This window comes from Paenarthrobacter sp. NPDC057981 (assembly GCF_042886835.1).
Taxonomy (GTDB): Bacteria; Actinomycetota; Actinomycetes; order Actinomycetales; family Micrococcaceae; genus Arthrobacter.
Window position 1 is genome coordinate 23,931 of record NZ_JBHVQI010000031.1, and the last position, 23,622, is coordinate 47,552.

The 23,622-nt window shown below is 64.2% G+C and carries 25 protein-coding genes; 14 read left to right on the top strand and 11 right to left on the bottom strand.

All coding sequences use genetic code 11. The annotated features are described in order from the left end of the window. Positions 1–54 precede the first annotated feature (54 nt). From hpaE to ACFVSI_RS19870, 6 genes are all read left to right on the top strand, one after another. Entirely contained in the window at positions 55–1,566 is a 1,512-nt protein-coding gene (hpaE, locus tag ACFVSI_RS19845; protein WP_387827515.1) for a 5-carboxymethyl-2-hydroxymuconate semialdehyde dehydrogenase, read from the top strand. Positions 1,567–1,595: 29 nt separating this feature from the next. Then, positions 1,596–2,684: a 3,4-dihydroxyphenylacetate 2,3-dioxygenase gene (hpaD, locus tag ACFVSI_RS19850; protein ID WP_387827517.1), complete on the top strand. Its 1,089-nt coding sequence runs from the start codon at positions 1,596–1,598 to the stop codon at positions 2,682–2,684. 3 nt (positions 2,685–2,687) lie between these two features. Continuing rightward, a complete protein-coding gene (gene hpaH / locus ACFVSI_RS19855) occupies positions 2,688–3,473 on the top strand; it encodes a 2-oxo-hept-4-ene-1,7-dioate hydratase (RefSeq protein WP_306842768.1) in 786 nt (261 codons plus the stop codon). Continuing rightward, the gene (locus tag ACFVSI_RS19860; protein WP_387827521.1) at positions 3,458–4,261 is read left to right on the top strand and encodes an HpcH/HpaI aldolase/citrate lyase family protein; all 804 of its coding nucleotides are present in this window, start codon (positions 3,458–3,460) and stop codon (positions 4,259–4,261) included. Before hpaH ends, ACFVSI_RS19860 begins: the two co-directional genes overlap by 16 nt. A gap of 87 nt (positions 4,262–4,348) precedes the next feature. Further along, the gene (locus tag ACFVSI_RS19865; protein ID WP_387827523.1) at positions 4,349–5,158 is read left to right on the top strand and encodes an aldolase/citrate lyase family protein; all 810 of its coding nucleotides are present in this window, start codon (positions 4,349–4,351) and stop codon (positions 5,156–5,158) included. 45 nt (positions 5,159–5,203) lie between these two features. Then, entirely contained in the window at positions 5,204–5,638 is a 435-nt protein-coding gene (locus tag ACFVSI_RS19870; RefSeq protein ID WP_387827526.1) for a hypothetical protein, read from the top strand. A gap of 65 nt (positions 5,639–5,703) precedes the next feature. On the opposite strand, the gene ACFVSI_RS19875 is transcribed toward ACFVSI_RS19870, so the two are convergent. The 4 genes from ACFVSI_RS19875 to ACFVSI_RS19890 all read right to left on the bottom strand — a co-directional run bounded on the left by ACFVSI_RS19875 (position 5,704) and on the right by ACFVSI_RS19890 (position 10,751). Further along, a complete protein-coding gene (locus ACFVSI_RS19875; protein ID WP_387827529.1) occupies positions 5,704–7,221 on the bottom strand; it encodes a GMC family oxidoreductase in 1,518 nt (505 codons plus the stop codon). Positions 7,222–7,301: 80 nt separating this feature from the next. After that, entirely contained in the window at positions 7,302–8,750 is a 1,449-nt protein-coding gene (locus tag ACFVSI_RS19880) for an APC family permease (protein WP_387827531.1), read from the bottom strand. Between the two features lie 43 nt (positions 8,751–8,793). Beyond that, entirely contained in the window at positions 8,794–9,717 is a 924-nt protein-coding gene (locus ACFVSI_RS19885) for an ROK family protein (RefSeq protein WP_387827534.1), read from the bottom strand. After that, the gene (locus ACFVSI_RS19890; RefSeq protein ID WP_387827537.1) at positions 9,717–10,751 is read right to left on the bottom strand and encodes an SIS domain-containing protein; all 1,035 of its coding nucleotides are present in this window, start codon (positions 10,749–10,751) and stop codon (positions 9,717–9,719) included. The genes ACFVSI_RS19885 and ACFVSI_RS19890 overlap by 1 nt, the downstream gene beginning before the upstream one ends. A 165-nt stretch (positions 10,752–10,916) precedes the next feature. Between ACFVSI_RS19890 and ACFVSI_RS19895 the strand changes: the two genes are divergently transcribed. Continuing rightward, on the top strand, positions 10,917–11,693 hold the full coding sequence (locus ACFVSI_RS19895) for a DeoR/GlpR family DNA-binding transcription regulator (protein WP_387827540.1): 777 nt from the start codon (positions 10,917–10,919) through the stop codon (positions 11,691–11,693). Positions 11,694–11,741: 48 nt separating this feature from the next. Here ACFVSI_RS19895 and ACFVSI_RS19900 read toward each other — a convergent pair whose 3' ends face one another. Beyond that, on the bottom strand, positions 11,742–12,113 hold the full coding sequence (locus tag ACFVSI_RS19900) for a nuclear transport factor 2 family protein (RefSeq protein WP_387827543.1): 372 nt from the start codon (positions 12,111–12,113) through the stop codon (positions 11,742–11,744). A 31-nt stretch (positions 12,114–12,144) separates the two neighbouring features. Further along, the gene (locus tag ACFVSI_RS19905) at positions 12,145–12,645 is read right to left on the bottom strand and encodes a hypothetical protein (protein WP_387827546.1); all 501 of its coding nucleotides are present in this window, start codon (positions 12,643–12,645) and stop codon (positions 12,145–12,147) included. 286 nt (positions 12,646–12,931) lie between these two features. Between ACFVSI_RS19905 and ACFVSI_RS19910 the strand changes: the two genes are divergently transcribed. Next, positions 12,932–14,140 carry an aspartate transaminase gene (locus tag ACFVSI_RS19910; RefSeq protein ID WP_387827548.1) on the top strand — a complete coding sequence of 403 codons (1,209 nt, stop codon included), beginning with the start codon at positions 12,932–12,934 and terminating at the stop codon, positions 14,138–14,140. 22 nt (positions 14,141–14,162) lie between these two features. Beyond that, a complete protein-coding gene (locus ACFVSI_RS19915) occupies positions 14,163–14,837 on the top strand; it encodes a 4-carboxy-4-hydroxy-2-oxoadipate aldolase/oxaloacetate decarboxylase (RefSeq protein ID WP_144662078.1) in 675 nt (224 codons plus the stop codon). Between the two features lie 196 nt (positions 14,838–15,033). On the opposite strand, the gene ACFVSI_RS19920 is transcribed toward ACFVSI_RS19915, so the two are convergent. Both ACFVSI_RS19920 and ACFVSI_RS19925 read right to left on the bottom strand, forming a co-directional pair. Beyond that, a complete protein-coding gene (locus ACFVSI_RS19920) occupies positions 15,034–15,255 on the bottom strand; it encodes a hypothetical protein (RefSeq protein WP_144662079.1) in 222 nt (73 codons plus the stop codon). 126 nt (positions 15,256–15,381) lie between these two features. Further along, positions 15,382–16,326, bottom strand: coding sequence for a LysR substrate-binding domain-containing protein (locus ACFVSI_RS19925; RefSeq protein WP_387827557.1), 945 nt, complete (start codon positions 16,324–16,326; stop codon positions 15,382–15,384). A 265-nt stretch (positions 16,327–16,591) separates the two neighbouring features. On the opposite strand from ACFVSI_RS19925, the gene ACFVSI_RS19930 reads away from it, so the two are divergent. The 5 genes from ACFVSI_RS19930 (at position 16,592) to ACFVSI_RS19950 (ending at position 21,353) form a co-directional block, all read left to right on the top strand. Then, positions 16,592–17,380: a LamB/YcsF family protein gene (locus ACFVSI_RS19930; RefSeq protein ID WP_387827560.1), complete on the top strand. Its 789-nt coding sequence runs from the start codon at positions 16,592–16,594 to the stop codon at positions 17,378–17,380. Position 17,381: 1 nt separating this feature from the next. Next, a complete protein-coding gene (locus tag ACFVSI_RS19935; protein WP_387827562.1) occupies positions 17,382–18,128 on the top strand; it encodes an allophanate hydrolase subunit 1 in 747 nt (248 codons plus the stop codon). Then, complete coding sequence (locus ACFVSI_RS19940; RefSeq protein ID WP_387827565.1) at positions 18,125–19,138, top strand: biotin-dependent carboxyltransferase family protein; 1,014 nt, start codon at positions 18,125–18,127, stop codon at positions 19,136–19,138. Before ACFVSI_RS19935 ends, ACFVSI_RS19940 begins: the two co-directional genes overlap by 4 nt. A 57-nt stretch (positions 19,139–19,195) precedes the next feature. Beyond that, on the top strand, positions 19,196–20,536 hold the full coding sequence (locus ACFVSI_RS19945) for an MFS transporter (protein WP_387827568.1): 1,341 nt from the start codon (positions 19,196–19,198) through the stop codon (positions 20,534–20,536). A 67-nt stretch (positions 20,537–20,603) separates the two neighbouring features. Then, the gene (locus ACFVSI_RS19950) at positions 20,604–21,353 is read left to right on the top strand and encodes an SDR family oxidoreductase (protein ID WP_387827571.1); all 750 of its coding nucleotides are present in this window, start codon (positions 20,604–20,606) and stop codon (positions 21,351–21,353) included. Positions 21,354–21,492: 139 nt separating this feature from the next. Here the strand turns inward: ACFVSI_RS19950 and ACFVSI_RS19955 are convergent, their stop codons facing one another. The 3 genes from ACFVSI_RS19955 to ACFVSI_RS19965 form a co-directional block, all read right to left on the bottom strand. After that, a complete protein-coding gene (locus ACFVSI_RS19955; RefSeq protein WP_387827574.1) occupies positions 21,493–21,927 on the bottom strand; it encodes an acyl-CoA thioesterase in 435 nt (144 codons plus the stop codon). Between the two features lie 58 nt (positions 21,928–21,985). Beyond that, complete coding sequence (locus ACFVSI_RS19960) at positions 21,986–22,489, bottom strand: GNAT family N-acetyltransferase (protein WP_262276433.1); 504 nt, start codon at positions 22,487–22,489, stop codon at positions 21,986–21,988. Positions 22,490–22,672: 183 nt separating this feature from the next. Next, on the bottom strand, positions 22,673–23,329 hold the full coding sequence (locus tag ACFVSI_RS19965; RefSeq protein WP_387827577.1) for a histidine phosphatase family protein: 657 nt from the start codon (positions 23,327–23,329) through the stop codon (positions 22,673–22,675). Positions 23,330–23,622 lie beyond the last annotated feature (293 nt).

A 23,622-nucleotide genomic window follows, 5' to 3' on the forward strand; every position in this document is an offset into this window, starting at 1 on the left:
ACCACTCCGAAGGGGCCATAAGTGACCCCGCGTTGGATGAAAAGGAAGACAACGATGACGACCTCCGTAGAAACCACCAAGCATTACGTCCCCGAGGATCTGCCCACGCACATCCAGCACTACATCAACGGCGAGTTCGTTGACTCCGTATCCGGGAAGACCTTCGACGTCCTGGACCCGGTCTCCAACCAGAACTACGCCACCGCAGCCGCCGGGCAGAAGGAAGACATCGACCTCGCCGTGGCTGCGGCCCGCGAAGCGTTCGTCAACGGCCCTTGGCCGAAGATGAAGCCGCGCGAGCGTGCCCGCGTGCTGAACAAGATCGCCGACGCCGTTGAGGCGCAGGAAGCGCGCCTCGCCGAACTCGAAACCTTCGATACCGGCCTGCCTATCACCCAGGCCAAGGGCCAGGCGTTGCGGGCTGCCGAGAACTTCCGCTTCTTCGCCGACCTGATCGTCGCCCAGTTCGACGACGCCATGAAGGTGCCGGGCTCGCAGATCAACTACGTAAACCGCAAGCCGATCGGCGTCGCGGGCCTCATCACCCCGTGGAACACCCCGTTCATGCTCGAGTCCTGGAAGCTGGCCCCGGCCCTGGCCACCGGCAACACCGTGGTCCTCAAGCCTGCCGAGTTCACCCCGCTCTCCGCATCGCTGTGGGCCACGATCTTCAAGGACGCCGGCCTGCCCGATGGCGTGTTCAACCTGGTCAACGGCTTGGGCGAAGAAGCCGGCGATGCCCTGGTGAAGCACCCGGATGTCCCGCTGATCTCCTTCACGGGCGAGACCACCACGGGCCAGACGATCTTCCGCAACGCAGCCGCCAACCTCAAGGGGCTGTCCATGGAACTCGGCGGCAAGTCCCCGTGCGTCGTGTTCGCCGACGCCGACTTGGACGCCGCTGTGGATTCGGCCCTGTTCGGAGTGTTCTCGCTCAATGGCGAACGCTGCACGGCCGGTTCCCGCATCCTCGTTGAGCGCGCCATCTACGACGAATTCTGCGAAAAGTACGCCGCCCGGGCCAAGAACATCGTGGTGGGCGATCCCCACGACCCCAAGACCCAGGTTGGTGCGCTGGTCCACCCCGAGCACTACGCCAAGGTCGCTTCCTACGTGGAGATCGGCAAGTCCGAAGGTCGGCTGCTCGCCGGCGGCGGCCGACCCGACCACCTGCCCGAAGGCAACTACATCGCACCCACGGTGTTTGCCGACGTCGAACCTGACGCGCGGATCTTCCAGGAGGAAATCTTCGGTCCCGTCGTGGCCATCACCCCGTTCGAGAACGACGACGAAGCCCTCGCCTTGGCGAACAACACCAAGTACGGCCTGGCGGCCTACATCTGGACCCAGAACCTGACCCGGGCCCACAACTTCTCGCAGAACGTCGAGGCCGGCATGGTGTGGCTCAACAGCCACAACGTCCGCGACCTCCGCACCCCTTTCGGCGGCGTCAAGGCTTCCGGCCTGGGCCACGAGGGCGGTTACCGCTCGATCGACTTCTACACCGACCAGCAGGCCGTGCACATCACCCTCGGATCCGTCCACACCCCCAAATTCGGCGCCTAACCCCCAGCTTTCAACGAAGAGAGACCATCATGAGCAACCTTTTCACCGGCCCCATCCCGACACCGAGCGTTCCGGCTCCGGACATCGTCCGCTGCGCTTACCTGGAACTCGTGGTCACCGACTTGGAGAAGTCCCGCGCGTTCTACGTGGACCTCCTCGGCCTGCACGTCACCGAAGAAGACGAGAACACCATCTACCTGCGCTCCTTCGAGGAGTTCATCCACCACAACCTGGTGCTGCGCAAAGGCCCGGTTGCCGCCGCCGCTGCCTTCGCGTACCGGGTGAAGTCCCCGGCCGAGGTCGACGCCGCAGAGGCCTACTACCGCGAACTCGGTTGCCGGGTGGAGCGCCGCAAGGAAGGCTTCACCAAGGGCGTCGGCGATTCCGTCCGCGTCGAGGACCCGCTGGGCTTCCCCTACGAGTTCTTCTACGACGTCGAACACGTCGAACGCCTCACCCAGCGCTACGACCTCTACTCCGCCGGCGAGCTGGTCCGCCTGGACCACTTCAACCAGGTCACCCCGGACGTCCCGCGCGGCCGCAAGTACCTCGAGGACCTCGGCTTCCGCGTCTCCGAAGACATCAAGGATTCCGACGGCGTCACGTACGCCGCGTGGATGCACCGCAAGCAGACTGTGCACGACACTGCCCTGACCGGCGGCAACGGCCCGCGCCTGCACCACATCGCGTTCTCCACCCACGAGAAGCACAACATCATCCAGATCTGCGACAAGATGGGTGCCCTGCGCATCAGCGACCGCATCGAACGCGGCCCCGGACGCCACGGCGTCTCCAACGCGTTCTACCTCTACATCCTTGACCCCGACGGCCACCGCGTGGAGATCTACACCCAGGACTACTACACCGGCGACCCCGACAACCCCACCGTCACCTGGGACGTCCACGACAACCAGCGCCGCGACTGGTGGGGCAACCCCGTCGTCCCGTCCTGGTACACCGAGGCCTCCTTGGTCCTGGACCTCGACGGCAACCCCCAGCCGGTGATCGAGCGTGAAGACAAGTCCGAAATGGCCGTCACCGTCGGTGCCGACGGCTTCTCCTACACCCGCCCCGAAGGCGCCGTGGCCGAGGGCTTCAAGCTGGGAGCGCAGGTCTAAGCCATGCTGGACGCGAAGACGATCGAAGCCATTGCCGACGAGCTCCTCGAAGCCCACCGGAACCGCAAGCCGGTGCCGCGCCTGACCGCCCGCTACCCGGGCATGACGGTGGAGGACTCCTACGCCGTGCAGCAGTTGTGGCGCCAGCGCAACGAGGAAGCCGGACGCACGTTGGTGGGGCGGAAGATCGGCCTCACGTCCAAAGCCATGCAGGCCGCCACGGGCATCACGGAGCCGGACTATGGCGCGATTTTCGACGATATGGTCCTGGAAACCGGGTGTTCGGTGGACTGGGACCAGTACACGCACCCCCGGGTGGAGGTGGAGCTGGCCTTCGTGCTGAAGGAGGGGCTGAAGGGCCCCGGCTGTACGATCTTCGACGTCCTCAACGCCACCGACTACGTGGTTCCGGCCCTCGAGATCCTGGACTCCAGGATCGAAATGGAGGGCCGGACCATCGTGGATACCATCTCGGACAACGCCGCGATGGGTGCCATGGTGGTGGGCGGACGGCCCGTCAAGCCGGACGCCGTCGACCTCCGCTGGGTCTCGGCGATCCTGTACAAGAACCAGACCGTGGAGGAAACCGGAGTCGCCGCAGGGGTCCTGGACCACCCGGCCAACGGCGTCCACTGGCTGGCCAACAAGATCGCCGCGCACGGGGATTCGATGAAGGCCGGCGACATCATCCTGGCCGGCTCCTTCACCCGGCCCCTGTGGGTCTACAAGGGCGATACCGTGCACGCCGACTACGGACCATTGGGAGTTGTGACGTGCCACTTCAACTAGGCCCTGCCTTCTATCCGGCCCTCGCTGCAGCAGGAAGGCCCATGGCCGGCATGTGGGTGTGCTCCGGCAGCCCGCTCGTGGCGGAGATCTGCGCGGGTTCCGGGCTGGACTGGGTATTAATCGACGCCGAACACAGTCCCAACGGACTCGAATCGATCCTCGCCCAACTCCAGGCCATGCACGGCTACCCCGTCCAGGTCATGGTCCGGCCCCCGGTCAACGACACCGTCGTCATCAAGCAGTACCTGGACCTCGGGGTGCAGAACCTGCTGATTCCGATGGTCAACTCTGAGGCCGAGGCAGCCGCCGCCGCTGCGGCCGTTCGCTACCCGCCGCACGGGGTGCGCGGGGTCGGCTCCGCGTTGGCCCGCGCATCGCGCTGGAATCGTGTCCCGGACTACCTTGCGACGGCGGGTGGAACCGTCAGCGTCACCGTCCAGATCGAATCCACCGCCGCAGTCGACGCCGTCGAGGAGATCCTGGCCGTCGACGGCGTGGACGGCATCTTCCTCGGCCCCTCGGACCTCGCCGCCTCGATGGGCCTGCTGGGACAGCAGGAACATCCCGAGGTGAGGGCCGCCGTCGAACGCTGCATCCAGGCCGCCACGGCGGCAGGCAAGCCAGCCGGTGTCAACGCCTTCAACCCGGAAACCGCCCGCGCGTATCTCGACGCCGGTGCCTCCTTCGTGCTGGTCGGTGCGGATGTCGCCGTGCTCGCCAGGGCCTCGGAAGCGCTGGCGTCGGAGTTCGTCCGGCCCGTGGATGATGCTGTGAAACAGAGCTACTAAGCGCTGCGTTACGGTCTGTTTTGCCGGCCTGCAAAGGGGTACAACAGTGGTATCACCAAGCGGGTTTCGGACTTTGGGAGCTGAGCGATGTCGATCCGTCCAGTGCCACATCCCACGTTCTATTCAGTGCTGGAGGCCGAGGAAAGACCGCTGGTGGGCATGTGGGTGTGCTCCGGGAGTCCGTTGGTCGCGGAGATCTGCGCGGGCTCGGGGCTGGACTGGCTGCTGATCGACGCCGAGCACAGTCCCAACGGCATCGAGTCGATCCTGGGCCAACTCCACAGCGTCAGCGGCTACCCGGTGCAGATCATGGTCCGGCCGCCGGTCAACGATCCTTTGGTCATCAAGCAGTATCTGGACCTCGGCGTGCAGAACCTGCTGGTGCCCATGGTCAATTCGGCGTTGGAGGCCGAAGCAGCGGTAGCAGCTGTCCGGTATCCGCCCCACGGTGTCCGCGGTGTCGGCTCGGCCTTGGCACGTGCCTCGCGCTGGAACCGTATCCCCGACTACCTGGCCCGGGCCGACGACACCGTGAGCGTCACCGTCCAAGTGGAATCCGAAGCGGCAGCCGCAGCTGTCGAGGAGATCCTTGCCGTCGACGGCGTCGACGGCATCTTCCTCGGCCCGGCCGACCTTGCCGCCTCCATGGGCCTGCTGGGACAGCACGAGAATCCCTTGGTGCGCGCCGTCGTCGAGCATTGCCTCGCTGCCGCGAGCGCCGCCGGCAAGCCCGCTGGCGTCAACGCCTTCAACGAGGAGATTGCCCGGGCGTATCTCGACGCCGGTGCGGCCTTTGCGCTGGTGGGTGCGGACGTGGTGGTGCTGGCGCGGGCTTCGGAGGCCTTCGCGGAGAAGTTCATCCCGGTGTCGGAGAAGGCGGAGCGGGAGAGCTACTGATCCTCCGATAGGCTCAATGGATCTACAGCCTGAGGGGGCAGAGCTATGAAGAGCCGTGTGTTGGTTGTGGTCGCGTTGCTCGGGGCCCTGGTTGCCTGTACTCCGCAGCCCACAGGCCCGAAGGTCCTGGACCGTGAGGCGACGGCGGAAGATACGCTTCCGGATTCCGTGAGCCTCAGCGGCGTCGACGTGCAGGTTGAACCCGGGAGTGCCCGGTTGCTGGCCAACTACGACGACGTAAAGTACTTCGCGGCCAGGAGTACCACTGCAGGGACAGCCTGCTTGATCGTGGTGCCCGCTGGCTTGCCGGAACGATGGGTGACCGGTTGTGCGGCGGTCGGGATGAGCGGACGGATCGTTACTGTCACCAGTGTGGACGGTTCAGAGTCGACGTTTGTCAACGACGGCGCCGACACCTCACGGCCGGAGTTCAAGGGCCTGACGAAGATCCACGACAATGTGCTGATCAGCCCCCGCTGACGAAAGCAGGTCGCAGTTGTGCGCGTTTTGAGCCCTCATGCGCGCACAACTGCGACCCAGCTGGCCTACACCGCGGAGGCTGCCGTCACAGCACCGGGTTCCACGCCAAGCAGCCCGGCAGCGATCCGCGCGCCGATCATGGCGGTGGGCAGGTTGATGTTGCCGCGGGTAATGCTCGGCATGATCGAAGCGTCGGCAACGTACAGCCCGGACACCCCGTGGACGCCGCCGTCAGCGCCCACCACAGCCAGCGCGTCAGACGCCGGCCCCATCTTGCAGCTGCCTGCCGGGTGGCAGTAGTTCACGATGTCCTCCAGCGGAGCCTTTGCCCCCGGCACGCGTGAGCCCAGGACTGCCGCGAGTTCAGGCTGGCTGACCATCGACTCCATGAGCTCCAGGGCTTCGGAAAGGACGGTCCGGTCGTAGCCTTCGGGGTCGGTGCCGTAGCGGTGGTCGATGACGGGGTTGACGACGTCGAGATCGGCGTTGAGGGTCACGGAACCTTCGGAGCGGGCCCGCATGGCGCCACCGTAGAGCGTGATCGGCGGCAACCCGGGGTGGCCACTGTTGGCACCGGCCACCATGAAAACGTGGATGTCGTACGGACCGTCGTCACAGACACTGGACTTGGCACGGCCAACGGTCTGCTCGTCGGGGTTCCACGGCAGCTTCGACAATTCCTCCACAAGCCCGGGCTGGCCGGCGAAGTCGAGCTGCACACACGCGTGGTCCAACAGGTGCTTGCCGACGCCGGGCACATCAGCCTGGACGGGGATGCCCAGCGCAGTCAGTTCATCAGCGGGACCAACACCGGAACGCAGCAACAGTGCGGGGGAGTGGTAGGCGCCGGCGGAGACCACCACGCGCCCGGCCTTGATGTACCGCTCCTCGCCGCCATGGAGGACGAACAGTCCACGGGCCACGCCGTCCACGATGTCCAGCCGCTGGACCTCCACGCCGGCGGCAATCGTCAGGTTGGGGCGGTCGCGAACGGGATCGAGGAACGCGAAAGCACTGTTCCAGCGCGTGCCGTCCACAACGTTGACCGGCATCGGACCGATGCCCTCGGCCGCTTCGATATCGTCCAGATCGTCCGCGAACGGCAAGCCCGCGGCCACACCGGCGTTGACGAAGGCACGCTGCGGCGGCGTCAGTTCCTCCATCGTGTAGGTGCGGACCCGGAAACGGTCACGGACCCAGTCAAGGAGGGGTTCGACGTCGGACGCTGCCCAGCCGGGATTCCCGGCGGCGGCCCATTCGTCGTACTCGAATCGCGCACCAACGGAAGCGGTGCAGCCGTTGTGGGCCGAACAGCCGCCCAGGATCCGGGCGCGGGGCAGGTCCAGCGTTCCCTCCCCGGAGGAACGGCGGGAGTGGAGGTCGTAGTCGTGGGAGAGCGGGATGGACCGGGCGTCCAGCATGTCAGCGGGCCACTGGCCTTGCGAATGGGGGCCGTAATCCGGGCCGGCTTCAAGCAGCAGGACCGTTTCGTCGCTGTGCGCGGCCAGGGTGCCGGCGAATGCGGCACCGCCGGTGCCCGCGCCGATCACGACCGTATCGGCAAAGGATGGAAGGTGTTCCATGGTGTTCATCTTGTCCTGAATTTGTTGAGTGCGTTTACTTGCGTTGTGGTTCGGAAGGGTTGGGGCACGACGCCGGTACGTCAGTCGACGTCGGGAAGCTCACCGGCCCGGGTCATCCAGTCGCGCTTACCCGGGCGGAGGTTGCGGACCACGAGGACCAGCGCGCCGAGCGCCATGTAGGTAAGCGCCAGGAAGGGTGCGAAGAGGACAGGGAAGGCCGGGAGGGGGACGAGGCTGAAATAGGCGATGGTCAGCAGCGCAGCCGTGGAGATGATGGGTGCCACGACGTGGGCCAGGATGTTGAACTCCGAGGGGTGCTTTCGGCGGAAGAACATGAAGGCGGCGATGTTCATGAGGATGAAGATCGGAATGTAGACGAACGTGCCCGTGGTCCCCAGGACGTTGAAGAGGTTGTACGGCCCGATCGGAATCCCCACCGCCAGGCAGATCCCCAGGGCAACAGCCGATTGAACGTACACGGCCGTGATGGGCGTGCGGTGCTTGGGCTGGGTCCGGGCCAGGAATTCGGGAAGCGCGCCAGTCCGGGCGATGCCATAGATGGTGCGGGTGGCGCTGGTCGTGCACGCGACGCACACCCCAAGGCCGGAGTTCACCAGGGCAATGAGTACCAGGATCGAGGCGCCGTTCCAGAGCCGGTCAGCGAGGACGAAAGCGGGAGCCGTGGGGGACGCAGCGAGCGCTTCGATGTCCGAAGTACCCCAACCGATCTGCAGGCCCCATGCCGTGACAACGTAGAACGCGCCGATCAGCAGGAGCGAGCCGAAGATGGCCTTCGGGACAATCCGCTTGGGGTCCTTGGACTCGTCGCCTACGGCAGCGGCGCTCTCAAATCCGGTGAACGCGAAGATCGAGAGGACCACGGCGAGGAAGAAGCCGGACGGGTTCTGGACGTTGGCGGGATTGAAGCCATCGAAGTTCACTCCACCGGGACCGGGCTGGAACATGCCCGTGACGGCGAGACCAAGACCAACAGCCATTTCGAAGATCGTCATGACCACCAGGAATTTGATGGAGATGACAATGCCCCGGTAGGCGCAGGCGAAGCAGACCACCAGGATCGCTGCGGCGTAGGCCCACCATGGAATCCCGATGCCGTATTTCGGCCCGAGTTCGTCCGCGAGGACCGCACCGGTGAAGGCAGCCAGCGCCGCGGGGACGATGGTGACCATGATGGCGTACAACCAACCGGTCATGAACCCGGCCTTCGGGCCAATCCCCGCGGAAACGTACGTGTAGAAACCACCTGCCGACGGGAGGTGCCTGGCGAGTCCCAGCATGGGGACGGCGATCACCAGGCACACCAGGAACGCCGAAAGGTACGTCAGCGGCGCCGAGGCTCCGGCTTGCCCCGTGGTGAAGGCGATGGTGTAGAAGACGCCGAGGGTCGGCGAAATCTGTGCGATCGACTGCATCAAGGTGCCGCCGAGGCCGATGGAACCTCGCTGTAAGCCGGCGTCGGAGGCTTTGTTCTCCGACGGCGGCAGCACGTCTTCTTGACTGGTCAACATACTGCTCTCCTTTGAACTACGTGATGCGAATGGGTTTTACCGCTTAGGCGGTGGGTGTTTCGAGGTAGGCGGCACCGATGGCCCCGCCGAAGTCGTCGATGGCTGTCTTGGAGAGCTCACCGAAATGGATCCAGACTCCGAGTGCTTTCAATGACTGTTCGAGGCTGGCAGCGAACAGTTCGTAGTGTTCGGCAGCGCTGCCGCCCAGCACCACGCTGTGTGGACGGTAAACGGCGAGCAGTGTGCCAAGCCCATCGGCGACGGCGGTCCCGTAGTCCTCGAACACGGCCAACGCCCGCTCGTCCCCGGCTTCCGCGCGGGACGCGAGCTCCGTCAATGCCGTCCTGTCGGTCGGCTTCAGCGCGAGCAGCGTCGCCGCTGTCTTCTGCAGCGTTTGGCGCGATGCCACCTGCTCCCAGCACGCCCGCCGCCCGCAGTAGCAGGGCCCGGTTTCACGCCCGACGGCGATATGCCCGCCTTCCGGATGCATGCCGTCGGCGCCGCGAAGCGGCTTGCCATCCAACAGCAAGCACGAGCCGATGCCCGTCCCCAAGGTGATGTGAAGGAGGCTCGGCGATCCTTGGGCGGCACCAACCCGCTGCTCGGCAATTGCTCCACAGACGGCGTCGTTATCTATGGCGACCGGTACACCGAACGCTTCGGCGAGGTCGGGCACCAACGGAGCGTTGGTAAACGCGGGCAAGGTGTCCGGGTTCCGGATGATGCCTTCCGGGTCTACGGGTCCGCTGGCCCCGATGCCGATGCTGCTGATGGTGCGCTCGCCGGCTACGGTCCGGATGCGGCGGTAAAGGAAGCTGCTGGGTGATTCGTCCGTGAAGCCTTCCGGCGTGGGGACGGCCAGTTGGGACAGGACGTCGCCATTGGCGGCAACGGCGACGAACCGGGTGCCTGTGCCGCCCAGGTCGACGCCGATCCGGACGGTCTCCGGGGTTGCTGGGTCGCTCATCAGATGGCCGTCGTGATCTTGCTGCCGTAGCGGAATTCGCCGGGGACCACTCCGTTGGCCCGGGCCAGGTTCACGGCGAGGTGTTCGGCCACAACCGTGCTGGCGGCGAGGTTGCCGAGCGGGGAGGTGCCGTTGGCCGGGACGGTGAGGGCGCCGTCGATCCGGTCGTCGCCCACCAGGACAACCTGCGAGCCGGTGGCGACGAGGTCCGCCGCGAGCCTCCGCAGGCTTTCATCGGGGGTTTCCTGGCGCATGCCGTAGAGCACTGCGGTGAGGCCGTCGCCGGCGAGCTCGAAGGGTCCGTGGCGGAACTGGCCGCCGATGAAGCCTTCGGCAGGTACTTTGGACGACTCCTTGGTGATGAGCGCGGAGAAAAGGGACGTGGCGGATTCGTCGCCGCGGCCTACGTAGACCAGCCGGCGTTGTGGGTGGCGGGCTGTTGAGGTCGCGGCGTCCTTCACGTCCGTGGCCTCGATGAGGTTTTCCACGGTGTCTGCCGTGGCGGCGATCTCGGCAAGTACTGCAGCGGGCGGTTCTCCGGCGAACGCGGCGGCCACGAGCCGGTGGACTGCCATGGAGTTGAGGTAGCTCTTGGTGCTGACGGTGGCTTCGCGGCCGCTGTGCAGGGGAAGGAAGATATCGGCTGCCAGGGCGAGTGGGCTGTCTTCCGGATCGGCGATGCCCACCAGGGTGGCTTGTGCGATCTCCCCGGCGGCACGGCGGTTCAGGAGTTCCACGGTTTCGCCGCTCGCCCCGGACTGGGACGTGGCGATCAGGAGGGTGTTCGGGGTGATTGCTCCCGGGTTGTCCAGGAGCTGGCCGGAGTCGATCAGCTGCGCCGGGAGTCCCAGTGCTGTCAGGGTGCGCCAGGTGGGGATGGCCACGTAGTCGGAGGAGCCCATGCCGGTCAGGATGATCCGGTCCCATTTCCTGGCAGCCAGGGTGTCCAACGGCGGGATCTCCGCCTCTGCAAGCCTGCGGAGGGCGGCGGGCTGCTCCGCGATATCGAACTCGAACGGAGTCACTTCAGTCATGGTTCAACTTCCTTTGTGCGGTCCTGGCTGCGATAGCCTTGCCGACCGATTCAAACATTATTGATGTTCGAACGACAATATTTTGTGTTAATCCGATTGTCAATGGTGTCCGGAAAGTGTTTGAATGAGGCTTGAGTGATCGTGGCCTGAGAGGGGCAACAAGAGATGACCAGCGCAAAGCAACGCCGGCACCAAGGCGTGCTTGAGATCCTGCAGGAGACCGGCAAGGCAACCGTGAGTGAACTGGGCCTTCGCTTGGGCGTCACGGAGATGACCATCCGGCGCGACCTGGAAATGCTGGAAAACGATGGCGTGCTGCAGCGCTTCCATGGTGGAGCAAAGCTCGCGTTTGGCAGCAGCTACGAGCCGCCATTTCCTGTGCGGGAGAAGATCAACGCTGATCAGAAGCGGCTTATTGGTCTTCAGGTTGCCGCGTTGATTGACGACGGTGACACCATCATCCTCGACGGCGGGTCAACAGGCCTGGCTGTAGCCGAGGCGCTCGTCGACCGAGAAGTGACCGTGTGCCCGTTGTCGCTCAGGATTGCCTGGGCCTTCGCACGGTCCACGTCGGTAAACCTCATCATGCCCGGCGGTTCGGTACGTCCCGCCGAACTGAGCCTGAGCGGCGCAGACACCATCGACTACCTGCGGGGACACCACTTCGACGCTTACGTCATGACTGCAAGCGGTGTTTCCTTGGAACAAGGCTTCACGGAGTGGAACGCCGACGACGCTGCCGTGAAGAAAGCCGCGGTGGGGGTCGCGGACAGGGTGATTACCGCCGTCGACTCCAGCAAGATGAATCGCGTGGGGTTCGTGAGGATCTGCGGTATCGAGGTGCCGGCTGCGATCGTCACCGACGCTGCCCTCAGCGCCGAAGATCTGGCTCCCCTCCGACGCCAGGCGCAGGAAGTCGTCGTCGCCGGCTCACCCAACTAGGGGACAGATAACGTCGCACCCGGCGCTGGGAGAGACGTTATCTGTCCCCTAGTTGGGTGTGTCCTTCCGGGCCATGTACCACTCCGTGAATTCGCGGGCCCGGCCGTCCTCGGCGAAGCGGATGACCCAGAGGTTGTCATATGTGGGCTGACCGTTGAGGTACGTCGTCAAACCCTGCACGAACGCGGTGTCTCCATCCCGGCCCAGGAGCGTCCACTCGAAGGTCCAGTCCTCGGGCTTGTCGGACGAGTCGCCGGACCATTCCTTCACGATCTCCTCGTGCCCGTGCCATGCTTCGGGATCGTCCGGCCGGGTATTGTAGACGGCGTCCTCGGTGAATAAGGCCCGAATGTCCTCGGGTTGGTTCGAGGTCCACGCACGTTCGTAGTTGTCCATCCAGGCGTTCACGTCGTTGCTCATATACCCGTTCTACCGTGCGCTGAGCATGGGTTCAACGGTGGCTGCGGCTCGCATGGCGGATGTGTTCCGGGGTGAGGCCGGTCAGGGATGCGAGCTCCAAGTCATCGCAGACCTGTGCCCGCAGCGCCATGCCGATAAGGGCTTCCCGGCGTTCGGTGATCCGCCCGCGATGCTCTTCCGCAGCTTTCAGCTCATCGCTTTTGGCCTTCAACGCCTCCAACTGTGCCTGCCGTGGGAGCCCGCTCAGGTGGAGATCGTCATAAGCCAAAGCGATGGTTCGGACTGCGCGAAGGTTTTCGCCGGTGACAGCTGAGATGGTGGCCAGCGTGAGCCCGTCTTCCACGGCCTGGGCGATCAGGTCGTTCCTTGCCGCGGTCAAGGTCCTGATGGAGCTGGCTGCATGGGTGAGGAGCTGGCGATGAACGCCCAACGCGTGGATCAGCTTGGCGTGCTTTCCGTCCGGGTTTGTGGCTGGACGGGCGGGGGAGTTGGCCCGGTACGCGTACCGTCCAGTGGATGACCGGGTTTGCATTGACTCCCTTTCGGTTCGGATGGGCGCTGCTGTTCACTCGAATCTAGGCATCGTTCACCTGCGCATGGAAATACCAATACCCGGTGAACCCATAAGCAAAGCGCATGGATGATCCTCAAAAAGTGTTCTGGCAGGGCCCATTCATGATGAGCTGGCCCCAGGTCATAGGACTTCCTTATGAATCCACGCACATTAGGTCTTATCCAGAGCACCCCCGGCCTCCTTAGTCTCGAACAAAGGGATCCGCGAATCCGCGCGTCCTGAGTTCCACATTCCTGGAGGAGACATGTCCGAGTTCCTGCCGGCGTCGAGGGTTACCCGCATCAAAGCCTCAGCCAGCGTCGCCGCGGCCGCCCGCGTCCGCGAACTGAAAGCTGAAGGCGTCCGGATCATCGACCTCACCGTCGGAGAGCCGGACTTCGACACCCCGGACCACATCAAGGCCGCTGCGATTGAGGCGATCAACGCAGGCGAGACCAAATACACCTCGGTCACGGGCACCCCCGAGCTGCAGGCCGCGATCCTCAACAAGATCGAGCGCGACACCGGCCACGTTTATGGAGCCGCGCAGCTGACCATCGGTGGCGGTGCCAAGCAGGTCCTCTACGTGGCGCTAATGGCATCGCTCAATGAAGGCGACGAAGTGATTGTCCCGGCGCCGTACTGGGTGTCGTACCCGGACATGGTCCTGGCCAACGATGGCACTCCGGTGATCGTCCCGTGCGGCGAGGAAACCGGCTTCAAGCTCACGCCCGAGGCTCTCAAGCAAGCCATCACCTCCAAAACCAAGTGGCTGATCCTCAACGCTCCGTCCAACCCCACAGGTGCTGTCTACTCCCGCGAGGAGCTGCAGGCGCTCGGGTCAGTGCTTGAAGAGCACCCCCACGTCTTCGTCCTCACCGACGAGATCTATGACGAGGTGTACTTCGGCGAAGGCCGCGTCACCAGCCTGGTCACGGCAGCTCCGGCGCTCAAGGACCGGATCCTTCTGGTCAACGGAGTATCCAAGGCGTACGCCATGACGGGTTGGCGCCTGGGCTACGGAGTAGGTCCGGCCCCGCTGATCGCGGCGATGAACAAGCTGCAGTCGCAGACCTCCTCCTGCCCGTCGTCGATCAGCCAGGCAGCAGCAGCCGCCGCGCTGAACGGGGACCAGTCTTTCGTCCGCGACAGCGTCGAGGTCTACCGCAAGCGCCGGGATGCCGCCGTCGAGGGCCTGAACTCCATCGCCGGACTGTCGGTGGCTCCGGCGGAAGGCGCGTTCTACGCCTACGTGAACTGCGCCGGCGTCATTGGCAAGACCGCTCCCGACGGCCGCGTCATCAATAACGACCAAGACTTCACGCTTTACCTGCTGGACGCAGCGCGCGTCGCTGTCATCCAGGGTTCGGCCTACGGCCTGGGCCCCTATTTCCGGATCTCCTTCGCAACCTCGCTGGAGACCATCAACGCGGGTGTGGATTCCATTCGCGATGCCGTCAACGCCCTCTCCTAAGCCCTCACAGAAGGAACCAGAAATGATCCACGTCAAGACCAAGTTCGAGCGCCCGGACGCCGACGTCGTCGCACGCCTCGCTGCCTTTTCCTCCGCCACCATCCACGAGGCCCAGGGCCGTCGGGGTGCGCTGAGCTCCAGGATCAAGCCCATCGACCGCTCCATGTCCTTCTGCGGACCCGCCGTAACCGTGGCCTGTGCCCCGCAGGACAACCTCATGCTCCAGGTCGCCATCCATTACGCACAGGCAGGCGACGTCGTCCTGGTCGGTGCGCAGGAAATGGCCGAGGCCGGCACGTTCGGCGACGTCCTGGGCAACGCCATGAAGGCCAAGGGGATCGCCGCCATGGTCACCGACTCCGGCGTCCGCGACACCCAGGACCTGATCGAACTCGGCCTGCCCGTTTTCTCCGGCAGCGTCAGCATCAAGGGCACGGTCAAGGAAACGCTCGGCCCGATCAACCACCCGATCGTTTTCGGCGACGAAATCATCTACCCGGGCGACATCCTCCGCGGCGACGCTGACGGCGTCGTAGTGGTGCGCCGCGAGGAGGCCGAAGAGGTCATCGCCTTGTCCCAGGCCCGCGACGACCACGAGCGCGAACTCATCAAGCTCTACCACGACGGCGGCAACACCATCGAGCTCTGCGGCCTCACCGAGAAGCTGAAGGAGAAGGGCCTGCTTGTGGAGGACTAGTCCCTTAGCTAAGGGCCGGCCGTCCGTCTGGGAAAGACGTGCGGCCGGCCTTTTGGCGTGGCTCCGGGTACAAAAAAGCGCCTTGCCTCGTGCGGTTGCTACGAGGGCAGGGCGCCTTGGGGTGCTGCGGCTTGGTTGGAGGTACGACGGCGGAGACCCGGGTTGCGTGGTCCCCTCGCCGTAGGAGGGGTGCAGGTCAGTCCAGGCCGGAGTGTCCGGGGCGGGTGTCCACCAGGTGCCACTCGATGCTGTTCCCGGAGTGTGCCGGCATCAGGCTTCCTTCAAACACGAACAGTGGTTCACCGATGCCGCCGACCGGCCGCCAAAAACCGTTTCGGGGGCAGTGAAAGCCGGTACGTGCGCTGACCGTTCCGCGGGTTGGATTCGAGACCCATCCGGAAGTGCTGATCTTTTTCACCGTTCTATCCTTTGAACAGGCCCGCGGTGTTCCGTGGGCTGTATTTCGAATTTCTTCTTAATTCGATATTAGGAAAGTAAAACGGCTTTGAATAAGACCAATGCTGTCTGTCCGGATAAGACTTTGTTATGGATGCGCCGGCAGCTGCACAGGGTCCGTTCCGTACTTTGAGATCAGCTGTTGGTGCAGCATTTCCTTGACCACCAGGAGCACGGCCGAGGCTGCCTCGGACAAGGGCTCGTGGTCCGGGGTGCAGAGGGCGATCTTGCTCTGCAGCCCGGGCTCAACGATCCGCAGCACCTTGAAGTCCTGGTCCGGGAAGAGGGCGTCCGCGGCCGACTTGGGCAGCACTGTGCCGCCGAGGTTGGCGCGGATGAGCCTGGTCAAAGACGGCACGGATTCCACCTCGCCCACCAGTTTGAGTGGAAGGTCCTGGTCCGCGAGGCCCTTTTCGATTATCTGGCGCAGCGTGTGGTTCTTCTCGGGCAGGAAGAGGCCCACGGTGCTCGCTTCGGCAAGGGTGACCGTGTCCTTGCCGTGGTTCACATCGAGGTCCGGGTGGACCACCAAGTGCAGGTCCTCCACGATCATGGTGGTGAACTGCACCCCGCGGATTTTTCCGGGCTCGTAGATCAGGGCCATGTCCAAGCGCCCGTTCTTGATTGCCTCGCTGAGGACACCGCCAAAAATCTCGGTCAGGTGGACCACGATGTCCGGGTAACGGCGGCCGACTTCCCTGATGATCTGGGGTGTGAGGCTGGAGGCCATGCTGTAGGGCGCGATTGCGATGGACACCCTCCCGGATGGCGCAGCGCCGGACGTCGCAACGTCCTGCCGTGCCTGCTCCACCAATCGAAGAATCGACTGCGCGTGCCGGTACAACGTATGCCCGGCGGCGGTGGGTTCAACGCCTTGCTTGCTGCGGATGAGGAGCCTTTGCTTGAGGTCGTTTTCAAGCGCGGAAACCTGCTGGCTCAGGGCCGGTTGGGCGACGTGGAGTGCCGCGGCAGCTTTGGTGATGCTTCCCGAATCGACGATCTGGACGAAGTATGCGAGCTTTCGAGTGTCCATGCTTCTGCCTTCCTGGAGAGCCACGTCCCCGGGTGGCGTGCGTAGGAAAATTCTAGTCGCGCGGTGGATGGGACCCCTGCCACAGTACAGGGTGGCGCAGGTCATAACGGAGAGCTATTACGGGATAGCTAATAGGTCTTTGTGCCGCATGGACGAACGGTGCGAGACTTTTGGAAAGAACTTCAGGCAACGCTTTGGAATCACCAAGCGTCCGCCATTTACCCGGAATTCAATTCCCCTGCATAATCCACGGAAAGAGAACCACGTGAACCCGATTATTGATCTTGTAGCGGATCTTGGAGAGGGATTTGGCGCCTACACCATTGGCGACGATTCCGAACTCCTGGAGATCGTCACAAGCGCAAATATCGCCTGCGGGTTCCATGCCGGTGACCCGGACATCATGGCGGCTACTGTGGGTGAATGCGTTCGTCGCGGAGTAGGCATTGGGGCCCACCCCAGCTTCCCGGATCTGCGTGGATTCGGCCGCCGGGACATGGGTCTTTCCGCAGGCGAAGTCCAGAACGATGTCCTGTACCAGCTGGGCGCACTGAATGGCTTTGCCGGATTCCACGGCACCAGGGTCACGCACCTTGCACCCCATGGCAGGCTTGGCAACCTCGTGGCTGTCCGCCCCGACTACGCACGGGCAGTAGCCGAAGCGGCGGCCCGAGTGGATCGTGAGCTGATTGTCGTGGCCCAGGACGGCGAACTGGCTTCGGCCTCGCGGGAGGCAGGGCTGGACGTAGCGATCGTGGGGATAGTGGACCGCGCCTACCAGGAAGATGGCACGCTGGTTCCCCGCAGCCAGCCCGGCGCGGTTCTGCACGATCCCGCGGAAATCATCGACCGTACCCTCCGCATGGTCGTCGACGGCAAGCTCCGCTGTGCCAACGGCGTGGATATGGATATCGACGTCGACACCCTCCTTCTGCACGGAGACAACCCGGGGGCTGTTGAACTGGCCCGTCGGATCCGAACGGAACTTACCTCCGCCGGTGTGCGTGTCGCCCCCCTTGCCCAGGTCATGGACGCAAAGAAGAAGGCGGCCTGATATGTCCGTGCTATCAACGGCCCCCACCGAGGTCTACGAATCCGGTGACTCAGCACTGCGTGTGGTGGCCATTTCCGAGGCCAGCGAAGACAATTGGCTGACGGTCCACCGCCTGGCTGATTGGCTCGAAGGCTGCGGCGCCGAAGGTCTTCACGGTGCCGTGCCAACCTACGACTCCGTCCTGGTGGAGTTCGATCCAGTCCTGGTATCGGCCCGCCAGGTGCGCGCCTTCGTCAAACTCGGACTCCTGGAACTTGCCCACGCCGACGAATCACTCAAGGCACCTCGTGAGTTCGACGTTCCCGTCGTCTACGGAGGCGGGTACGGCCCGGACCTGGAACGCGTCGCAGAGCACCAGGGAATCTCCGTCGAGGAGGTCATCCGCCTCCATAGCGAAAAGACCTACACCGTGCGCTGCCTTGGCGCGCCCGCGGGCTCACCCATGATGGACGGACCTGCCTTCCCCAAGCCCGTACCACGGCTGAAGGATCCGCGCCTCAGCGTTCCTGCAGGTGCGGTGTCAGTTGCCGGCCGGCAGGCAGTGATCGCACCCGCGACCGCCCCCGGCGGCTGGTGCGTCATTGGCCAGACGCCCCTGTCCGTTCTGAACATCCGGCGTGAACCCTTGGTCCCTTACAAGCCAGGCGACATCCTCAGGTTCAGGCAGATCAGCGCCGAGGACTTCAATGCCTACGCCGGCCGGGATCTGGAGCCACTGGCCTTGGAAAACCTGGAGCCGCAGCCGTGAGCGCCGGGATCCTGGTTCAGCAGCCTGGCAACTCCGTGGTCACGGACCTCGGCAGGACCCGTGGCCCACGCTTCGGCCTCCCCGTCAACGGCGCCCTCGATCAATACTCTGCAAGGGCAGCGAACATCCTGGCTGGAAACCTGGACAACGATCCCCTGGTGGAGATCACGGCGCTCGATTTCCGCATGAAAGCCAACACCGACCTCCTGATCGCCGTGACGGGTGCGCCACTTACCCTGACAGTGGGTGGACGCCCCTGCAGCCAGTGGGAGCCCGTCTCGGTTCGCGCAGGCGAGTCGGTTTCCATCCGTGGAATCAACCGCGGCCTTCGTGCCTACCTGGCCGTCCATGGTTCCCTCGAGGCAGAGACGCTCCTTGGCAGCGCTGCCCCGGATACCGTTGTGGGCTTCGGGCTTCAGCTGAGGGAAGGCACCGCGCTGGCCACCCGGCGCAGCATCGGTCCCGTACGCCAGCCGTACTTCGACCTTCCCCTTTTCCGGCTTGGCCTCGAACGGCCAAGCATGGGCTCAGACTTGTCGGTCGATGTGACCGACGGGCCGGACGTTGCCGAGTTCGGCGCCTCCGGTGATCTGCTCTTCACTTCCGAGTACACCGTCAGCGGACGCAGCAACCACATCGGCCTGCGGCTCGGTGGGGAACTACCGGAAAGAACCTCCAGCGGTGAGGTGCTTTCCCGCGGCGTGCCAGTGGGCGCCGTCGAGGTCCCATCAAGGGAAGAGCTGCTGGTACTGCACCGGGGACGCGGCGTCACCGCCGGGTATCCCGTTCTCGCAGTGGTTACCAGCACCGGACTGGATGTCCTGGCCCAAGCGCGGCCAGGGGACAAAGTCCGTTTTCGGAAAACCACAGTGGCAGAAGCAACTGCCGCCCACCGGCGCTCGCGGACCCAGCTTGAAACCCTCCGCGAATCCGTCAACACCGTCTTCGGACTCCTTGGCATCGGATGCCGTCCCCAGTGGCAGGACCTGCCAGTTGCGGCATGCAGCTAAGGAACCTGTCGTAATACCTCGTAGGCGTTGCTACGCTCATCCCAGTAAGGAAAAGTCATGACCGCAAGCACCAACGCTGCGCCAACGCAGCATGAGCGGCTCACGGGCCGCCAAACCCGCAAGGTTGTCACCGCGGGTTGTGTGGGCATCTTCGTGGAACTGTACGACAACGGCATTTTCGCCTTCATGGCGGGAACGCTGGCACTCGTCTTCCTGGCCCCCGGAAACCCGGACAACGCCCTGCTTTTCGTGTTCGCAGGGTATGCGGTCTCGTTCTTCGTCCGCCCGCTGGGTGCCGTGGTCTGCGGCTATCTCGGTGACCGGATTGGCAGGCAAAAACTACTGGTCTTTGTGATCCTGCTGATCAGCGTTGCCACGGCCGGTATCGGTCTGCTGCCCCCGTACGCCGCAATTGGCGTTGCCGCCCCCATTCTCCTGGTCCTCCTGCGGCTCTTGCAGGGCTTCTCCGTCGGCGGTGAAGCTGCCGGTGCCATGACGTTCCTCGCTGAGCACGCTCCCGAAGGCAAGCGCGGCATCATCACCTCCTATGCACAGATCGCCTCGTTCGCGGCGCTGCTGACCGGTACTTTGGTGGCCTATTCCATGTCGCCGTGGCTGACCCAGGCAGCGATCGACGGCGGCGGCTTCGGTTCGTTCGCTTGGCGCATCCCGTTCCTGGTCGCCATCCCCATGGGCATTATCGGCTGGTACATCCGCAAAGCCATCAGCGATACTCCCAACTTCGAAAAGCTGAAAGAAGAGGGCGGCCTCTCCAAGAACCCGCTCAAGGAAGCCTTCCAGTCCAAGGAACACCGCCGCGCCATGCTGCTGGCCCTCTTCATCCCGCTGATGAACGGCTCGGGCTACTACGTCCTGTTCTCGTACATGCCCACGTTCCTCAAGGGCAAGCAACTCAACTTCACCATCGGCGAGGCGCTGCTTGTCACGGCCTGCAGCCTGGTTGTCATCTGCATCGCCATCCCCTTCATGGGCGCCCTGTCTGATCGAATTGGCCGAAAGAAGGTCATCGCCGGTTCCGCCATCGCCATGGCTGTTCTTGGAATTCCTTCCTACGCCCTCATCGCCACCGGTGAGATGGGCTTGGCCATCCTCGGCGCCAGCATCATGGCCATCGTCTTCGCCGGACACACCGCGGTGATCCACATTTTGATCGTCGAGCTCTTCCCCACCCGCGTCCGTTACTCGGCCTACGGCCTGGGCTACAACATCTCCTCGGCCCTGTTCGGCGGTACCGCCCCGCTGCTCATGACCTGGCTGATCAGCAGCACCAACAACATCTACATGCCGGCGTTCTACGCAGTCATCACAGCCCTCGGCACGCTCATCGCAGTGAGTACCGTCAAGGACCGTGCCCACGAACCGCTCCGCGACGCCTAAGTTCTTACCACCGGCGGGTGCCGTCTTACTGATGGCGCCCGCCCCTTCCCCGCCTTTGGAGGACCCAATGTCTTTTTCCGACTACACCACCGCCCTCGTCACCGGAGCTTCCACCGGAATGGGTGCAGCCATCGCGGAGCGCCTGGCAAAGCGCGGCCTCACCGTCCACGCAGTAGCCCGCAACGAGGAACGCCTCGCTGAACTTGCCGACCGTACCGGAGCAGTCCCGCACGTGGTGGACCTGACCGACACCGCCGCGCTGGCCGCCGTCGTCAGTGAACTGAAGGTGGACGTCCTGGTGAACTGTGCCGGTGTTTCCCGCCCGGGCAACATCCTGGATTCATCGGAAGCCGACATTGACGAGCTGGTGGACGTGAACCTCCGCGGGCTCCTCCAGCTCACCCGGCTGGTCCTTCCCGGGATGGTGGAGCGCGACCTTGGCCACGTCATCAACATCAGCTCGATTGCTGGTGTGTACAACTTCTACGGCCACACGGTCTACCACGCCACCAAGGCTGCCGTGCACCAGATTTCCCGCCAGCTCCGCAACGACACAGTCGGCAAGCGGATCCGTGTCACGGAGATCTGCCCTGGCCGCGTGGAGACCGAAATCTTTGGCCGCAACCTCGGCGGCACGCCGGAGGCCATGGAAGAAGCCTGGAAGACGTATTACGAAGGCTACGAATCGCTCACCACCGACGACATCGTCAACGCCCTGGACTACGCGATCGAAACCCCGCGGCACGTCAATGTCGGAATGCTCGAACTCATGCCGACGTTCCAGGTCCCCGGCGGCTTGGTGTTCGACCGGCGCTGACCCTGGTTCAGTCCAGCGCCCCCTAGGTTCCGGCGGCACTCACTCCCGTCGCCGGAAATACAAGCTGGCGGCCGCGTATTCGCGGCCGCCAGCACCCGTTTTAACGTGTATTTCCCGGACGTTTACGACGGCGGGTGGTTCAGTCCTCGTCGAGCGTTTCGGTCAAGTGATGAGTGGGGATCCGGTCGCGGTCATACGTGATTTCGGTGTAACCGTGGGGCTGCGGACGCCCGTCGGTGCCGAGGTTGACGAACACGATCTCGTCAATGGTCAGGATGGCCTGCCGGGTGATCATGTTCCGGACCTCGGCACGCATCGTCAGGGACGTCCGGCCGAATCGCTTCGCGGTCAATCCCATCTCAATGAGGTCACCCTGGACGGCCGAGCTGACAAAGTTGATTTCGGAGATGTACTTGGTGACCGCGCGGCCGTTGCCCAATTGGAGGATGGCGTAGATCGCGGCCTCCTCATCGATCCACTTCAGCAGGCTGCCGCCGAAGAGCGTGCCATTGGCGTTGAGGTCCTCGGGCCGCACCCATTTGCGCGTGCGGAAGGTGATGTCTGCTTTTTCCATAATCCGAGATTATCGAACCGGCGCAACCCCCTGCTGGATGTTGCGCCGGAGATCCCTCCTAGGCCATGGCAGTGTGTGCCGCGCTGTGTGAATCGAGTCGCTTCGAATAGCAATACGATTCCTCGACGCCGACGTAAGGACCAAAGTTGGGCACCGCAGCAAAGCCCGCGCTCTCATAGAAGCTGCGGCCGTCCGACTGGGCCGAACCCGCCTCTGCCGCGATCACGCTGAACCCGTGTGAATGCGCCTGGGCTTCAAGCGCAGCCAGGATCGAGCTCGCGACTCCCGATCCACGGGCATACGGCACCACATACAAGCGCTTGATCTCTGCCGTCTTTTCATCGAGCATCCTCAGCCCGCCACAGCCGAGTGGCTGGCCCGAGCATTTTTCGTACGCCACCACAAATACTGCGGTGTCAGCTTCCGACGGCGGCGGCCCGGGCTCATGGTCAGTGCTTCCGAAGCGCGTATCCAGTTCTGCCTGCTGCGCGGCCCGGAGGTCGGCGCCCACGGGGTTGGCCCACGTGACCTGCCGGATATTGAGCCGGGGGTTGGTCTGCATTTGCGCCTCGATTCGCCGGTTTCTGGGAGGTGTCTATGCGTCTTAACCCTAGGGAGGCGGGGTTACCGTGGTGTTTCCTTCGCGTAAGCGTCCGGAGAAATGCGGGCCCGTTCCTTGCGTTGTGAGGCCCGCTCTGCGCGCTTTCCGGAGCCTTTGGGGCGCACAGCGGGCCCCGCAACGTCTCTAGAGGGCCTCGCCTGTCGGGTCCTCCGCGGTTTGGTCCGCCAAAGCCAGGCCTCCGACAGGGATCTGGTCCCAGTGCAGTACCTTCCAGCCGTTTTCCGGATCGCCTTCCAAAGCCACAATTCCGGTGTTGGGCAACTGGTGCGTTTGCGCGAACACGGTGTCGATGTCAGTTGCTCTGCGCCCGGCCCAGCAACGTATCGCCGCACCGTGACTGACGATCACTGCTGTCTGATGTCCGGCAGCGACCACTTCCTCCACCGATGCGTCGAACCGGGCAAAGAAGTCGTGTCCGTTGAACGCTCCGGGCATGCGAACGTCCAAGTCACCGTCCGTCCAGGCGAACACCGTGCTCATATAGCGCAGGTGCGACTCGTGATCTGTCTTCTTCTCCAGGCTTCCGGCCTCGATCTCGTGGACGCCGGCCAGAACCGTCGGATGCAGGCCTGTGGCTTTCGCCAGCGGAACCACGGTGCGCTGGGTGCGGAGGAGGGTGGAGGTGTACAGGGCATCGATGGTTTCATCTGCCAGCGCTTCCGGCAGAGCGGCCGCCTGGCGTTCCCCGAGCGCAGTCAACCCTGGGCCGGGAAAGGCCGTGTCCAGCTCGCCTGCCACGTTGCCGGGGGTTTGTCCGTGCCTGACCAACAGGAGCTTCATGGTGCTCCGCTCCTCACATTGTTTTGTTTGGTGGCGTGTTCATCCGGCCGCGCGTTCCAGCCGGGCTGCCTCCAGCCAATCAGCCGCCGGGGTCCTGAAACAGCCCGACACGCCGTGTCCTCAGCCTCGTAACGAAAGCCCCCGAGCCACGGCACCGGGAGACCCGGCCGGTTAACCCGCGGAAGCCTTCGCGCCACCACAGCGCCGTCAAACCACGACGGCCCGGTTAAACCACGACGGCCCGGTTAAAACACGACGGCGGGCGGGGCACCCAGCCCCGCCCCCCGTCGTCG

Coding starts and splice junctions, on each gene's coding strand:
- ACFVSI_RS19900 (WP_387827543.1), bottom strand. CDS start 12,113: ATGAGCAACGACGTGAACGCCTGGATGGACAACTACGAACGTGCGTGG.
- ACFVSI_RS19895 (WP_387827540.1), top strand. CDS start 10,917: ATGACCAGCGCAAAGCAACGCCGGCACCAAGGCGTGCTTGAGATCCTG.
- ACFVSI_RS19910 (WP_387827548.1), top strand. CDS start 12,932: ATGTCCGAGTTCCTGCCGGCGTCGAGGGTTACCCGCATCAAAGCCTCA.
- ACFVSI_RS19865 (WP_387827523.1), top strand. CDS start 4,349: ATGTCGATCCGTCCAGTGCCACATCCCACGTTCTATTCAGTGCTGGAG.
- ACFVSI_RS19950 (WP_387827571.1), top strand. CDS start 20,604: ATGTCTTTTTCCGACTACACCACCGCCCTCGTCACCGGAGCTTCCACC.
- hpaD (WP_387827517.1), top strand. CDS start 1,596: ATGAGCAACCTTTTCACCGGCCCCATCCCGACACCGAGCGTTCCGGCT.
- ACFVSI_RS19885 (WP_387827534.1), bottom strand. CDS start 9,717: ATGAGCGACCCAGCAACCCCGGAGACCGTCCGGATCGGCGTCGACCTG.
- ACFVSI_RS19915 (WP_144662078.1), top strand. CDS start 14,163: ATGATCCACGTCAAGACCAAGTTCGAGCGCCCGGACGCCGACGTCGTC.
- hpaE (WP_387827515.1), top strand. CDS start 55: ATGACGACCTCCGTAGAAACCACCAAGCATTACGTCCCCGAGGATCTG.
- ACFVSI_RS19955 (WP_387827574.1), bottom strand. CDS start 21,927: ATGGAAAAAGCAGACATCACCTTCCGCACGCGCAAATGGGTGCGGCCC.
- ACFVSI_RS19880 (WP_387827531.1), bottom strand. CDS start 8,750: ATGTTGACCAGTCAAGAAGACGTGCTGCCGCCGTCGGAGAACAAAGCC.
- ACFVSI_RS19925 (WP_387827557.1), bottom strand. CDS start 16,326: ATGGACACTCGAAAGCTCGCATACTTCGTCCAGATCGTCGATTCGGGA.
- ACFVSI_RS19945 (WP_387827568.1), top strand. CDS start 19,196: ATGACCGCAAGCACCAACGCTGCGCCAACGCAGCATGAGCGGCTCACG.
- ACFVSI_RS19935 (WP_387827562.1), top strand. CDS start 17,382: ATGTCCGTGCTATCAACGGCCCCCACCGAGGTCTACGAATCCGGTGAC.
- ACFVSI_RS19965 (WP_387827577.1), bottom strand. CDS start 23,329: ATGAAGCTCCTGTTGGTCAGGCACGGACAAACCCCCGGCAACGTGGCA.
- ACFVSI_RS19875 (WP_387827529.1), bottom strand. CDS start 7,221: ATGGAACACCTTCCATCCTTTGCCGATACGGTCGTGATCGGCGCGGGC.
- ACFVSI_RS19905 (WP_387827546.1), bottom strand. CDS start 12,645: ATGCAAACCCGGTCATCCACTGGACGGTACGCGTACCGGGCCAACTCC.
- ACFVSI_RS19870 (WP_387827526.1), top strand. CDS start 5,204: ATGAAGAGCCGTGTGTTGGTTGTGGTCGCGTTGCTCGGGGCCCTGGTT.
- ACFVSI_RS19890 (WP_387827537.1), bottom strand. CDS start 10,751: ATGACTGAAGTGACTCCGTTCGAGTTCGATATCGCGGAGCAGCCCGCC.
- ACFVSI_RS19960 (WP_262276433.1), bottom strand. CDS start 22,489: ATGCAGACCAACCCCCGGCTCAATATCCGGCAGGTCACGTGGGCCAAC.
- hpaH (WP_306842768.1), top strand. CDS start 2,688: ATGCTGGACGCGAAGACGATCGAAGCCATTGCCGACGAGCTCCTCGAA.